The 14,860-nt window shown below is 38.6% G+C and carries 14 protein-coding genes and 1 riboswitch; all 14 genes read left to right on the top strand.

Features of this window, described 5'->3' with window-relative positions:
• Positions 1-193 precede the first annotated feature (193 nt).
• On the top strand, positions 194-418 hold the full coding sequence (gene secG / locus JT739_RS01580) for a preprotein translocase subunit SecG (RefSeq protein WP_237659330.1): 225 nt from the start codon (positions 194-196) through the stop codon (positions 416-418).
• 24 nt (positions 419-442) lie between these two features.
• Positions 443-2,446, top strand: a complete 2,004-nt coding sequence (locus JT739_RS01575) for a sodium-translocating pyrophosphatase (protein WP_237659329.1) — start codon at positions 443-445, stop codon at positions 2,444-2,446.
• Between the two features lie 133 nt (positions 2,447-2,579).
• Positions 2,580-2,767, top strand: a riboswitch (Lysine riboswitch).
• Between the two features lie 88 nt (positions 2,768-2,855).
• Positions 2,856-3,713, top strand: coding sequence for a transporter substrate-binding domain-containing protein (locus tag JT739_RS01570; RefSeq protein ID WP_237659328.1), 858 nt, complete (start codon positions 2,856-2,858; stop codon positions 3,711-3,713).
• Between the two features lie 71 nt (positions 3,714-3,784).
• Positions 3,785-4,513, top strand: coding sequence for an amino acid ABC transporter permease (locus JT739_RS01565; RefSeq protein ID WP_237659327.1), 729 nt, complete (start codon positions 3,785-3,787; stop codon positions 4,511-4,513).
• Positions 4,514-4,592: 79 nt separating this feature from the next.
• Positions 4,593-5,327 carry an amino acid ABC transporter ATP-binding protein gene (locus JT739_RS01560; protein ID WP_237659326.1) on the top strand — a complete coding sequence of 245 codons (735 nt, stop codon included), beginning with the start codon at positions 4,593-4,595 and terminating at the stop codon, positions 5,325-5,327.
• A 435-nt stretch (positions 5,328-5,762) separates the two neighbouring features.
• Positions 5,763-6,818, top strand: coding sequence for a TRAP transporter substrate-binding protein (locus JT739_RS01555; protein ID WP_237659325.1), 1,056 nt, complete (start codon positions 5,763-5,765; stop codon positions 6,816-6,818).
• A gap of 79 nt (positions 6,819-6,897) precedes the next feature.
• A complete protein-coding gene (locus JT739_RS01550; RefSeq protein WP_237659324.1) occupies positions 6,898-7,419 on the top strand; it encodes a TRAP transporter small permease in 522 nt (173 codons plus the stop codon).
• The gene (locus JT739_RS01545; protein ID WP_237659323.1) at positions 7,419-8,711 is read left to right on the top strand and encodes a TRAP transporter large permease; all 1,293 of its coding nucleotides are present in this window, start codon (positions 7,419-7,421) and stop codon (positions 8,709-8,711) included. Before JT739_RS01550 ends, JT739_RS01545 begins: the two co-directional genes overlap by 1 nt.
• 7 nt (positions 8,712-8,718) lie before the next feature.
• A complete protein-coding gene (locus JT739_RS01540; RefSeq protein WP_237659322.1) occupies positions 8,719-9,192 on the top strand; it encodes a YcxB family protein in 474 nt (157 codons plus the stop codon).
• A 206-nt stretch (positions 9,193-9,398) separates the two neighbouring features.
• Positions 9,399-11,000: a mannitol dehydrogenase family protein gene (locus JT739_RS01535; RefSeq protein ID WP_237659321.1), complete on the top strand. Its 1,602-nt coding sequence runs from the start codon at positions 9,399-9,401 to the stop codon at positions 10,998-11,000.
• 143 nt (positions 11,001-11,143) lie between these two features.
• On the top strand, positions 11,144-11,629 hold the full coding sequence (locus tag JT739_RS01530; RefSeq protein ID WP_237659320.1) for a TRAP transporter small permease: 486 nt from the start codon (positions 11,144-11,146) through the stop codon (positions 11,627-11,629).
• Complete coding sequence (locus tag JT739_RS01525; RefSeq protein ID WP_370642549.1) at positions 11,626-12,906, top strand: TRAP transporter large permease; 1,281 nt, start codon at positions 11,626-11,628, stop codon at positions 12,904-12,906. The genes JT739_RS01530 and JT739_RS01525 overlap by 4 nt, the downstream gene beginning before the upstream one ends.
• Positions 12,907-12,920: 14 nt before the next feature.
• Positions 12,921-13,937, top strand: a complete 1,017-nt coding sequence (locus tag JT739_RS01520; RefSeq protein ID WP_237659319.1) for a zinc-binding alcohol dehydrogenase family protein — start codon at positions 12,921-12,923, stop codon at positions 13,935-13,937.
• Between the two features lie 148 nt (positions 13,938-14,085).
• The coding region (locus JT739_RS01515) for a TRAP transporter substrate-binding protein (protein WP_237659318.1) at positions 14,086-14,860 on the top strand (775 nt) is incomplete at its 3' end.

Raw genomic sequence — 14,860 nt, 5'->3', positions numbered from 1 at the left:
TAGAATAACTAAATAGGGAAACATATCATCAGGTTTTAAATAGTAACGTAAAAAACAAGCCTTTCTCACATATAATGTAACATAATTTGTTGTATAATTTTAATAGTGTAGCACATTATAGATAAAATGTGTTGTATTTCAAAAAATATTGTGGTATAATCACTTATTATTAGATACCTGGAGGTAGAATTATATGGAACTATTGTTAACTATAGTATACCTATTAATCTGTATAGGCCTAATTACTTTGGTATTGTTGCAGTCAGGCAAATCTGCCGGTTTGGGAACTATCGCCGGTGGAGTTGAAACCCTGTTTGGAAAGAAAAAAGGGATAGACGATAAACTGGCAAGGTATACACAAATCGTAGCTATGACTTTTCTTGCTATGTCTATAGTAATGATAGTTTTTTTACGTTAGATATTGAACTGGAGGGAATTACCAATGGAAAACCTGGTGATATGGGCTCCCATTATGGGAATTATAGCCTTAGCTTTTGCTTTTATGCTAGCAGTTAGGATAGCAAAGAGCCCTGCAGGCAATCAAAGGATGAAGGAAATATCCGATGCTATACATGAAGGAGCTATGGCTTTTCTTTTTCGTGAATACAAAATCTTATCTGTTTTTGTTATTGTCATGTTTATAGTGATAGGCAGGTTTATTAACTGGCCAACAGCAATTAGCTACATAATTGGAAGCATCGCTTCAATATTGGCCGGTTTTATAGGCATGAATGTGGCTACAAAGGCTAATGTGAGAACAGCCCATGCAGCTCGAGAAGGTCAAAGCAAGGCACTCAGCATTGCCTTTTCCGGTGGAGCAGTTATGGGAATGTCGGTGGCTGGCCTTGGCCTTTTGGGCATAGGTATTCTTTATTACTTATTTGGGAATCCTCAAGATGTTAAAAGCTTTGATGTGATAAACGGCTTTGCCTTAGGGGCCAGCTCTATAGCTCTTTTTGCAAGAGTTGGCGGTGGTATATATACAAAAGCTGCCGATGTGGGTGCGGATTTGGTAGGAAAAGTAGAGGCAGGTATACCTGAAGATGACCCGAGAAACCCGGCGGTTATTGCTGACAATGTAGGCGATAATGTAGGTGATGTCGCCGGCATGGGTGCTGACCTTTTTGAATCTTATGTAGGGTCTTTAGTTTCCGGTATGGCAATTGGAGCAGTAGCTGTATCATCAGTAACAGGACAGGCCTTTGGCATAAAAGGGGTTGTCTTCCCTCTTTTGATTGCAGCCATAGGTATTCTGAGTTCTATTATAGGTGCGCTTTTTGTAAATGCTTTTGGAGGGAACAATCCTCAAAAAGCCCTCAGCAATGGAACTTTTATAAGCGGAGCTCTAACGATAATTGGGGTTTATTTTCTAAGCAGAATTTTATTTAGTGAGATGAATCAGTTTTTTGCAACCACATCCGGCATCGTTGTTGGAATAATAATCGGATTAGTGACCGAATACTATACGTCTAACGAAAAAGCACCGGTAATCGGCATCGCTCAGTCTTCTCAGACAGGGCCTGCGACTAATATAATTTCAGGTCTTGCAGTTGGGATGAAATCAACGGCACTGCCTATTATATTTATTGCCATTGCTATTCTTATATCATATAAATTTTCTGGTCTATATGGCATTGCTCTTGCAGCCATAGGAATGCTTTCGACGACAGGCATGACAGTTGCTGTAGATGCTTACGGTCCTATTGCGGATAATGCTGGAGGTATTGCGGAAATGGCAGAACTTCCCCCTGAAGTTCGTGAGATTACCGATAGGCTGGACTCTGTGGGTAATACCACTGCGGCTATAGGAAAAGGATTTGCTATAGGCTCCGCAGCTCTCACAGCACTGGCTTTGTTTTCTGCCTATACCACAGCCGCCGGTTTAACTAAAGGTATAAATTTATTAAGAGCAGATGTCATTGTAGGCCTTTTTATAGGTGGCATGCTGCCATATCTGTTCTCGGCATTGACTATGGAAGCTGTGGGCAAGGCAGCCTTTCACATGATAGAAGAAGTGAGAAGACAGTTTAGAGAGATTCCCGGTATTATGGAAGAAAAGGCCAAACCCGATTATGCAAAATGTGTTGATATCAGCACAGGGGCAGCATTAAAACAGATGATAATTCCGGGATTGATGGCGGTTGTTGTACCGCTTGCCGTTGGTTTAATATTCGGTTCTGAAGCACTTGGGGGGCTTTTGGCAGGAGCTTTGGTAACGGGCGTAATGATTGCAATTCAAATGTCAAATGCCGGAGGAGCTTGGGACAATGCCAAAAAGTATATTGAAGCAGGACATTTTGGGGGTAAAGGTACTGCCACCCATGCAGCTGCTGTAGTTGGAGATACTGTAGGGGACCCCTTTAAAGATACATCAGGTCCCTCACTAAACATTTTGATAAAGTTAATGACAATTGTTGCATTGGTATTTGCACCGCTGTTTATATAGTTAAATTCTGTGCGAGAAATACTATATATGTATAAATTTTGCTGTAATTAGATTTTGATATTTTGATTGACAGATATATTTTCTTATAGTAAACTGTAGTTACAACTTAATAAATAAATGCCTCACTTTTCACAAGTGAGGTAGAGGCGCAATGCTTAACTCTCCTTTGTGTAGCTTGGGAGTGAAGCGATGCAACTTAGGAGAAGGAAGCGTTGCCGAAGCAAATAATATCCTCTCGTATTATTTGCTGGGCCTGCGGTTAATAGCTGCAGGACTGTCTCAATAAACTGTCCCGGTTTATTGAGGAGCGCTATCTCAATTGGGAAAAGTCGAGGAATTTGGGGATTTTGCTTATTAGACCCGAGTTCCGCTCGGGTCTTTTTATATTCTCAAGAAAGGGGAAAAAATTATGAACAAAAAGATATTATCATTTATTGCTATTGGATTATTGTTTATACTGTTTGTTGCAGGTTGTGGCTCAAACGCCAATTCATCGAGTCCACAAGGGCCAGAGGTGCAGGAAAAGGCTGAAGAAGAGGCATTTAGAGTGGGCCTTGAATGTGGTTATCCCCCCTTTAACTGGACTCAACTTGATGACTCAAACGGTGCGGTGCCCATAGAAGGCACACAGGAATATGCTGGGGGCTACGATGTAGAAATTGCGAAGAGAATTGCTGAAGGTTTAGGCAAAAAATTAGTTATAGTTAAAACCGAATGGACCGGGTTGCTCCCTGCACTAACGTCAGGTAAAATCGATGCAATAATTGCCGGCATGTCGCCTACGGAAGAACGCAAGCAGACCATAGACTTTTCGGATAACTACTACAAATCGGATTTAGTGATGGTGGTAAAACGGGGTGGAAAGTATGAAAATGCTACCTCATTAAAAGATTTTAATGGGGCAAGGATAACTGCCCAGCTCAATACATTTCACTATACGGTCATAGATCAAATTGAAGGCGTAGTTAAACAACCTGCAATGGATGACTTTCCTGCGATGAGGGTTGCCCTTGAATCAGATATGATCGATGGGTATGTTACGGAACGTCCGGAAGCTATAAGTGCAGAAGCTGCCAATCCCAACTTTAAAATGATAGAATTTACAGATGGATTTGTTACATCAGATGACGACACTGCAATTGCTGTGGGCCTTGCAAAAGGGAGCCCATTGCGCGAAAAAATAAATGAAATACTCGCGGGTATTTCTGAAGAAGAGAGAATACGGATCATGGATGAAGCAATAAGGAATCAACCGGCATCAGAGTAATTTTATAAAACCGGATGCACTTGCATTCGGTTTTATAATAAGCGCTTTTGCTGTATAAAGGAGGAAAGGGTATGAATTTTGAGTGGATAGTCAAAGTAATTACCAACTATTGGCCCATGTTTTTGCGCGGTGCAGGAATGACACTTTTCATATCGCTTTTAGGTACGATTTTTGGCTTTATCATTGGTTTAATTTCAGGTGTAATTCGCAGCATGCCCATGCCGGAATCGGGAATAAAAAAAGCCATATTAAAATTTGTAAATATAATACTTTCTATTTATGTTGAAGTATTTCGAGGCACGCCTATGATTGTTCAGGCAATGGTTATTTATTACGGTTCTGCACAGGTGCTTAACATAAACATGAATCGTTTAGCAGCAGCTTTGTTAATTGTATCTATTAATACTGGAGCTTACATGGCGGAAATTGTCCGCGGTGGGATAGTGTCTATAGATAAAGGGCAATTTGAGGCGGCTTATGCAGTTGGCATGAATCACATTCAAACCATGACAAATGTGGTACTGCCACAGGTAATAAGAAACATTCTGCCCGCAACAGGCAACGAGTTTGTTATAAATATCAAGGATACTTCTGTGCTTAACGTTATTTCCGTAACAGAACTTTATTTCCAAACGAAAACTGTTGCTGGCAACAACTTTAGATTTTTTGAACCGTTTTTTGTTGCATGCGTGCTCTATTTTATCATGACATTTACCGTTACAAGAATCCTGCGCTTTGTGGAAAGGAAGTTAGACGGGCCGGAGAACTTTACGATGATTTATAATCCCATGCAAATATAATTGCTTTAATTATTGTAAAAATGGGCAGTTTAAATTTAGCCAACTCTTGAAAGTGAAAATCGAAAGGGAATGAGAAAACATGGAACGGGTATTAGAGATAGTACACTTGAAAAAGTCTTTCGGAACTCATGAGGTGTTAAAGGACATAAATTTCAATGTTAATAAGGGAGAAGTGGTGTGCATAATAGGGCCTTCTGGTTCTGGCAAGTCGACGCTCCTTCGCTGTATAAATCTTTTAGAAAAGCCTAGCGGTGGCAAGATTTTATACAAAGGCAAAAATATTTTAGAAGAAAATCACGATATCTATGCGTATCGCACAAAGCTCGGAATGGTATTTCAACAGTTTAATCTGTTTAACAATCACAATGTTTTAAGCAACTGCACTGTGGGCCAAATAAAAGTATTAAAAAGGTCTAAAAAAGAAGCGGAAGAAGTTGCTATGAAATACCTAAGAGTTGTGGGAATGGAGCAATACATTAACGCAAAGCCTAAACAGTTATCTGGCGGACAAAAACAACGGGTGGCAATAGCCAGGGCCCTTTCAATGGAGCCGGATGTCATGCTCTTTGATGAGCCAACGTCGGCCCTTGATCCGGAGCTTGTAGATGAAGTTTTAAGAGTTATGAAGAAACTTGCCCAAACGGGTCTTACTATGCTGATTGTAACCCATGAAATGGAATTTGCAAAAGAAGTGGCTGATAGAATTGTATTTATGGATAAGGGAATTATAGAAGAAGAAGGCAGTCCTGAGGAAATTTTTAACAATCCCAAAAAAGAGCGTACTAGGGACTTTCTAAGGAGAACTTTGAAATAAAATAATGTAGATTCTAACAAAGCGGTTTTAAATATTTGAAACCGCTTTTTTTTGTGCAATCAACATATCTGAAAACAGATTCAATATAAAATATTACAATTACAAGAAAAATGGTCAACTTATGCACAAAAGTGAATAAAAGCGAAAATAACGATGATTGACAGTAAAAAACTAAAATGGTAGTATGTAAGTAAAATTTAACAATTTATAATTATTAATATTTTAGTCATCATTGCCCTCAAAATACTTGAATAATCCAGCTGACAGTTGGAATTAAGTAAACACCTAATATGTTATTTTTTCCTATTAGTTTTAAGATTTCACTCGGCTCATAGACAGACAGAAATGTGCGATTTATGAGAAAGGGGGGGAAGCTTATAACTTAAAGGATATAACATAGGTGTATTTTAAAAATTTATTTGATTAGGGGGAAAAATGATGAAAAAAGGTTTTAAATTCTTAGCGTTAAGTCTTGCGTTAGTTTTGGTTTTTGTTGCATTGGTTGGCTGCGGTACGCAAAATTCACAAAATGAACAACAAGGGCAGCAGCAAGAAGAAAAAAGTCCAACATCCGAAGAGATTACGCTTGTGTATGCAGAAGTTAACCCGATAGATTCAATTGTTGGAAAAACTGCTGTGGCTTTTAAAGAAAAAGTAGAAGAACTTTCAAATGGCAAAATTAAGATTGATATCCAAGCAGGTGGAGTTCTAGGAGCAGAAAACGACGTGCTGGATACAATGCTGGGTGGCGGCGGAACTATTGATATGTCCCGTATTTCTGCATTTTCCCTTACAAGCTATGGTGGAGAAAAATCAATGCTGCTTTCTATTCCATATACATTTGTTAATCGCGACCATTTTTGGAACTTCGCCGCTTCAGATTTAGCTGAAGAATTCCTGCTTGAACCCCACGTAAACGGTAGTGGTGTCAGAGGCTTATTCTATGGGGAAGAAGGTTTCCGTCATTTCTTTACGAAAAAACCAATTAGTGGTTTACAAGATCTAAAAGGTATGAAACTTAGAGTATCAAATGATCCTATTATGACAGGTATGGTAGAAGGACTAGGTGCTATACCTACAGTTGTATCCTTTGGTGAACTTTATTCGGCGCTGCAAACAGGTGTAGTAGATGGTGCTGAACAGCCTATTGTCAACTATAAAGCCAATTCCTTCCATGAAGTTGCGCCCTACCTCATTCTTGATGGACATACCCTGGGAGCGATTCAGGTGATCATTACAGATGAAGCGTGGAATAAACTTACGGAAGAACAGCAGAACATCCTCATGGAAGCAGGTAAATATGCATCAGAATATAACAGACAGATCTCTGAAGAGACTGAAAATAAAGTTCTAGAAGAGTTAAAAGCAGAAGGCGTAACTGTCATAGAAGTTGATGATATTACTCCTTGGCAGGAAGCATGTAAAGATGTTATTTCTTCTGCCACAGCAAACTATAAAGATTTATATCAACAAATTCTTGACATGAAATAACTTTTGGACACTCTATTACGGTTGTTAAGGGCACAAAGGCTATACGCCTTTGTGCCCAAGACCTTCAAGGAGGAAAATCATGTCTAATTTTTTTAGTACCGTTGATAAATTCAAACCGGCATATGATATGGTATACAAGATTGTTCTTTTCATATGTAAATTACTTTTAATTGTTGATATTCTTATCGCAACAATGGTTGTAGCTGGACGATACATTTCTTTTATACCTTCTCCGGCATGGAGTGAAGAAATAATTTTAACTTGTATGGCATATATGGCAGTTCTTTCTGCTGCTCTAGCTATCAGGAGAAAAGCACACATTCGCATGACTGCATTTGATAAATACCTACCAGAAAAATTAGTGATATCTTTGGACATTATCTCAGACATTGCTGTCTTAGTACTGGCTGTAGTTATGGTAGTAGTTGGTTGGAAATATGCTGTCCAAATCGGATCAAAAGGAACTTATGTAAGCATGCCGACTGTTTCAAGATTTTGGATGTATTTGCCCGTTCCTGTAGCAGGCGTAGCTATGCTAATTTTCCAGGTAGAGGTTTTATACAACAACGTAAAAAGATTTTTTGTAGATGAGGTGAGATAATGGGTACAGAAATTACGGCAATTTGGATATTGATAGGTAGTTTCCTCTTAATGATATTTCTAAGATTTCCTATTGCCTATGCAGTGGCTCTCTCATCCTTTTTTACTCTTAGGTATCTAGGCCTTCCCCTCGCAATAATAGCTCAGCAGATGGTGAAAGGTATTAGTTCTTATAGTCTTATGGCAGTACCTTTTTTTATTACAATGGGTGTTCTTATGGGGAAAGGTGGTATATCAGAAAAACTAATCGGCCTGGCGGATGCCTGTGTCGGCTGGATGCGTGGAGGCCTAGGTATGGTAAACGTGTTGGATTCATACTTTTTTGGAGGAATTTCAGGTTCAGCTGCTGCTGATACTGCGTCCCTAGGCAGTGTTTTAATTCCAATAATGGTAGACCAAGGTTACGATGCAGATTTTGCAACTGCCATTACGATTGCTTCATCTGTGGAAGGTATCTTGGTTCCGCCAAGTCATAATATGGTTATTTACGCCACTGTGGCAGGCGGTGTTTCCGTAGGCAGCCTTTTTCTGGCAGGTTATTTACCTGGTGCAGTACTAGCGGTTTGCTTAATGGTGGGTGTATATATACTTTCTGTTAAAAGAAATTACCCCAAGGGTGACAAGTTCAGCATAAAGAACTTACTTAAACATTTGGGTGAGTCCTTCTGGGCTCTTGCAACGGTTCTAATAGTCGTAGTCGGTGTTGTTAGCGGTATTTTTACGGCTACAGAATCGGCTGCTATCGCGGTTGTCTATAGTTTGATTGTCAGCCTATTTATATATAAAGGTGTTGACTTAAAGGGTGTTTGGCATGCTCTTGAAGAGTGCGTAGATACACTTTCCATTGTGCTCATTTTGATATCAACGTCTAGCATTTTTGGATACTTGTTGACGCGCTTGCACGTGCCGACTATTGCTGCAAATGCCATTATGAGCTTTTCCGATAACCCAATTGTTATAGCATTGCTTATAAACGTTATACTTTTAATTCTTGGAAGTATTATGGACATGGCTCCAATTATATTGATTACTACTCCTATCTTACTTCCCATTGCCACATCAATCGGCATTCACCCTGTTCAGTACGGTATTATGCTTATGTTAAACTGTGGAATAGGTCTTTTAACACCACCTGTGGGAGCTGTACTGTATATTGGCACAGCAATTTCCAAACTGCCGATGGAACGGGTTGTAAAAGCCACGTTGCCATTTTATTTATGTATGATAGCGGCTCTTTTACTTGTAACTTTTGTTCCGGCAATTAGTTTGTGGCTGCCATCGGTATTGATGTAAAGGGACTATGAGGTACAAGTTTAACTATGCAATAACTGCCCTGGATCTTTGGCAGTTATCCATGTACGGCATTTACAGTTCAATGATAGGGGTATGTAATATTATTTTTACAATAGCCATGTTGCTTTTGACGGCTAAGTTCTGGGGAAATGTAAATAGTTTTGTAAAAATACTACTCATATTCGGAATTGGTTTATTTCCCATTATTCAGCCTATAGCCATTTATGCTAGGGCAAAAAGGTATGTAGCGGCGATTCCGCATGATCTTGAAATATGTTTTGATGATAGTGGAATTTATATAAGAACAAAAAAACAAAGTCATATATTAAAATGGAATGAAATAAAAAGAATATCAAAAAGGCCCAATATGATTGTTATATACACAGTAGCTAACCGTGGTTATATATTGCCAAATAAAATATTAAAAGGACAAAGAGAGGATTTTTACCGATATCTCATCTCAAAAGTTGACATGAGGTAGAATTAAACAGATTACATACAAATAGATTTTTGCAAAAGTGGCCATATCAGCTTTAGCGGTATGGCCTTTAACAAATAACGCAGAATTAAGAAGAAAATGGCGGAAAATGACGATTGACAAGCGGTATACTAAAATGTTAGTATGTAAGTGGAAATTTTCAGCTTATTAAGTAAATATTAAGAAATATTAGAATACAGGTGGTCAAAATGAAAATTAACATTTCAGGGCTAAAAGACAAATCTTTTTGGCAAGACAAAGGTTACGTGTTGCCTAACTTTGACATTGAAAAAGTGAGGGAAAACACGCTAAAAGCCCCTATATGGCTTCACTTTGGAGCAGGCAACATATTTAGAGCATTTCCTGCAGCACTGCAGCAAACACTTCTTGACAATGGCCTTTCAGACAAAGGCATTATAGTCTGTGAATCCTATGATGAAGAAATCATAGAAAAGGCCTATGCACCCTATGACAACTTAAGTTTAGTCATCACATTAAAAGCTGATGGAAGCATGGACAAAAAAATAGTAGCTAGCATAGTCCATGCAATAGCCGCAAAAGGCAACATGGAAGAACTTGAAAAAATATTTACATCTCCCACCCTTCAAATGGTAAGTTTCACCATAACGGAAAAAGGATATTCACTTATTGACTCCAACGGAAACTATCATAAAGATATCTTAGAAGACCTGCATACAGTTTCCCAAAATCCAAAGACACTTATGGGAACCATAGCCTACCTATGCTACAAGAGATACCAAGCAGGTAAACTTCCCATTGCACTAGTAAGCATGGACAACTGCTCACACAACGGCTCAAAACTTTACAGCGCCATAAAAACTTTTGCCGATACCTGGGTAAAAAATGGTCTTGTTGACAAAGGTTTTGCAGACTACATAGCAAATCCCCAACTCGTATCATTCCCCTGGACCATGATAGACAAAATAACACCAAGGCCGTCGGAACAAGTAAAGAACATGCTAGTAGAAGATGGGCTAGAAGATGTGGATATCATAAAAACAACCAAAAACACATATGTATCAGCTTTTGTAAATGCAGAAGAGACCCAATACCTAGTAATAGAAGACGTATTTCCAAACTCAAGGCCGCCCCTTGAAAAGGCTGGAGTAATCTTTACCGATAGACAAACAGTAGACAAAGTAGAAAAAATGAAAGTAGGAACCTGTTTAAATCCACTCCATACAATCCTAGCAGTATACGGCTGCCTGCTGGGATACACCTCGATAGCAGAAGAAATGAAAGACAAACACCTAAAAACATTTATAGAAAAAACGGCCTATGAAGAAGGCCTTCCGGTGGTAGTAGACCCAGGCATAATAAAACCAGAAGACTTCATAAAAGAAGTAATAAACCAGCGCTTCCCGAACCCATTTGTGCCGGATACACCACAGAGGATTGCCTGTGACACATCCCAAAAAATACCGGTGCGCTTTGGAGAAACCCTAAAAGCATACATTGCGTCTGGCAAAAGAGACATCTCGACACTAAAATATATACCGCTGTTTTTTGCAGGCTGGCTGAGATACCTTATGGGAATAGACGATGAAGGCAACCCCTTTACACCCAGTCCGGACCCGATGCTGGAGAAACTGCAGAGCCATGTAAAGGACATATCCCTTGGCGACCAAGGTCCTTTTACAGATGCATTAAAGCCCATATTATCAGACAGCAGCATATTTGGAGTAAACCTTTACGAATATAACCTGGCTTCAAAAGTAGAGAGTATGTTTGCCGAGCTTGTGGCAGGTAAAGGCGCTGTGAGGCAGACCCTTGAGAAGTATTTGAATTAATTGATTTTGTGCTAGGAATTTCTTTATGAATTAGTATTGACATATTTTATTTTTTATAAAAAAGGGGGGATATAACAACAAATTCATGATTATATAATTAATGATTATATAAAAAACAAGATTTGTTAGAACTGGAGGAGAAAATGAATAAGAAGGATTATCTAGAAAAAATCCTGGGATTTTGTACATTTCTTTGCTTTACTGCCCTAGTAATTACTGTATTGCTTCAAATTACTACGAGATTTCTTCCTTTGGGAATAAGTTTCATTTGGACAGAGGAAGCAACGAGATTTTTCTTTATTTTTTCAGTTGCTTTTGCGGCACCGCTTGCAATGAAAGACAAGCAATATGTTAACGTGGATTTAATATTAAACCTGTTGCCTAAGAATATGAGAAATGTTTTTGATACACTTATAAATTTATTGTCTGTTGTTTTATTTACAGTAGTTTTTTTTCAAGCAATTAAATTTGCAAGACTTGGCATAGGTCAGACGTCGCCTGCAATGAGAATCCCTGCATATATCGGTTTTTCAAGTATAACCATTATGTCACTTTTTGTCTTGTATTATGCATTATGGAACTTTAAAGACCAACTTAGCAGTTTGGGCAAAAGGGGTGATTCCAATTGATGGCAGCAATTTTATTTTTGTCTTTTGTAGTACTGATTTTTTTAGGCGTTCCAATAGCATTTTCTTTAGGTATATCTTCACTTATATATATCCTTTTAAATGACATTTCTTTAACTGTAATTGCACAGAAAATGTATGCGGGAATAGATTCTTTTGTGTTGGTGGCTATACCTGGTTTTGTGTTAGCAGGTAACTTGATGAACCATGGAGGCATGTCTGAAAGGCTTGTAAAATTTGGAGATGCAATAATTGGTTTTGTTAGAGGAGGTTTGGCTCTTGCAAACGTTGTCATCTCCATGATATTTGCAGGCATTTCAGGAACAGCTCTTGCTGATACAGCAAGTGAGGGGCCAATTATTATCCCTGCGATGGTTCGTCAGGGCTATGATCCGGACTTTGCGGCAGCCATAACAGCTGCATCATCTACTGTAGGTCCTATTATTCCCCCAAGTACACCTATGATCATAACTGGAACAATAGTGGGCCTTTCTGTTACGAAACTATTTGTTGCTGGAATTGTACCAGGTATTCTTATTGGAATTTTCCAGATGATTTTGTGTTATTATTTAGCGGTAAAAAGAAACTATCCTAAGGGAGAATTAAAGCCCATAAAATATATTTGGGACATTTTTAAGGAATCAGTTTGGGCCCTTTTGCTCACTGCTTTTATCCTTTTTGGAATTTTAGGTGGTGTCTTTACACCTACTGAAGCTTCCATTGTATCAGTTTTGTACGGACTTATCGTAGGTATGTTTGTCTACAAAGAAATCAAAATTAAAGACATACCCGGAATAGTAATGGAATCTTTAAAAAGTACAGCATCAATAATGGTATTAGTGGGCTTTGCCAATACTTTTGCTTGGATATTGGCCAGTGAACAAATTCCACAGCTGATTGCGGAAACCATACTATCAATCAGTACAAATCCTATTGTTGTAATTTTATTGGTTAATGCACTATTGCTTTTTGTAGGTATGTTTATGGAAACCATAGCGGCAATAGTAATACTATTCCCTGTATTATTCCCAGTGCTCCAATCGATAGGAATGGATCCGATTCAGGCAGGTGTCATGATGGTGCTAAACTTAATTATTGGGGTAACTACTCCACCTGTAGGGGTTTGCTTATTTGTGGCAGCAAATATCGCAAATATATCTTTAGTAAGAATATCCAAAGCCATTTTCCCATTTATAGTGGCTAATATCATAGTTTTACTATTGGTAAGTTTTGTTCCAGCATTAACTGTGTACCTGCCAAATTTATTATTAGGTCACTAACTGGAGGAATTATAATGAAAGCAATACAAGTGTTGGAACCGGGTAATATTCAAATAATTGACAGAGCTATACCTCAAATCGAAAATGACGATGAAGTATTAGTAAAGGTAAGATATGCAGGCATATGTGGCTCTGACATGCACATATACCATGGGACATCACCTGTAGCTACTTATCCTAGAGTTATCGGTCACGAGTTTGTGGGCGAGATTGTGGAAACAGGCAAAAGCGTAAGGAATCTTAAAGCAGGAGATAAAGTTGTAATTGAACCCATATATTACTGTGGTGAGTGCTATCCGTGCAGAATGGGGAGACCCAACGTATGTGAAAAGTTAGAGGTGTTGGGCGTCCACAGAGATGGCGGTTTTCAGGAATATGTGACAGTGAAAGCAGCAAATGCTCACAAATTTGCAGAACATTTGAGATGGGATGAAGCAGTGCTGATAGAGCCTTTTACAATAGCTTGCCAGGCTACTTGGAGGGGTGATGTCAGAAAGGGAGATTACGTATTTATCCAGGGGGCTGGCCCTATTGGCTTAGCAATACTGCAATATGCCAAGTATAGAGGTGGCATATGTATCGTTTCAGATGTTGTGGAATCAAAGCTTGCTGAGGCTAAAAACCTTGGGGCTGATTATACAGTTAATGTTTTAAAACAAGATATCGCATCAGAAATAAAGCGAATAACCGGTGGAATGGGAGCAAATGTAACAATAGACGCGGCCTGTACTCCAAAAACTTTCGAAACTGCGGTCAATGTCACATCGCCTGCCGGAAGAGTTGTAGTTATGGGATTTGATGTAGCACCTTCACAAATACCACAATTTATGATTACTAAAGGTGAACTTACGATTTGCGGTTCAAGGCTTCAGACTAACAAGTTTCCGGAAGTCATAGACTTATTCAATCAGAGAAAGCTAAATCCAACTGCTTTAGTATCTCATAAGATGCATTTTACTCAAATAAAAGAAGCTATTAGAATTGCTGAAGATAAAAAACAGCAAGTTTCAAAAATACTGTTGGAGTTTTAGTAATAACAAAAAGTTTTGGAGGGGGAATAGTTAAGGGAAAATACGACGAAACCATACCTTTGGAAAGGGGGATGGTATAGTAAAGAGTAAAAACCTTTAACGAACATTTTTTAATAATATCTGTAAAAAAAAATCAGGGGGTTAAAAGATGTTAAAAAAATTTAGAGTTGTTTCATTGTTATTAGTATTAGTTTTAACTTTATCGCTGGCAGCTTGTGGAAGTTCGTCAAATCAGGGTGCACCCGATGGTGACAACTCAGAAAATGAAGCTCAACAACAAGAAAAGATTGTATGGAAATTCGGTTATTTAGCTAATGAACAGCATATTTGGCATAAAACTGCGCAAGAATTTGCAAGACTTGTAAATGAGAAAACTAATGGCCGCTTAGAAATTAAGCTATATCCCAATGAACAATTGGGCAGTGAGATGGATGTATTGAATATGATAAGAGATGGTTCTGCGGATATGACCATTTCCGGTGAATCCATGCAGAACTGGGCTCCTAAAGCTGCACTAATAGCTACGCCATATGCATTTAGGGATATGGACCACATGGTCAAAGTAATAGAAGGAGATATAGGTAAAGAGATTAGCGATCAGATCATTGAAAAGGTAGGAGTAACCCCAATTTACTATCATTTGAGATCTCCCAGAAATCTTACCTCTAACAAACCAGTTAGAAATTTAAGTGATTTAAAAGGATTTAAGATGAGAGTTCCAAACGTACCGGTATTTTTGGAAGCTTGGAAGGCTGCTGGAGCTCATCCGCAGGCAATGGCATTCAGTGAGGTATTTACCGCTTTGCAACAAGGCGTCATAGACGGACAGGAAAACCCATATGATTTAATTTTAAGCGGTGGTTTACACGAAGTACAAAAGTATGTCAATGAGACAGAGCATGTTCTGTTGTTATTCTGTGATA

The organism is Tepidanaerobacter sp. GT38 (assembly GCF_021991635.1).
Lineage (GTDB): Bacteria > Bacillota > Thermosediminibacteria > Thermosediminibacterales > Tepidanaerobacteraceae > DTU063.
The sequence above is the reverse complement of the archived record's forward strand: the minus strand, read 5'-3'. Positions and strand labels throughout refer to the sequence as shown.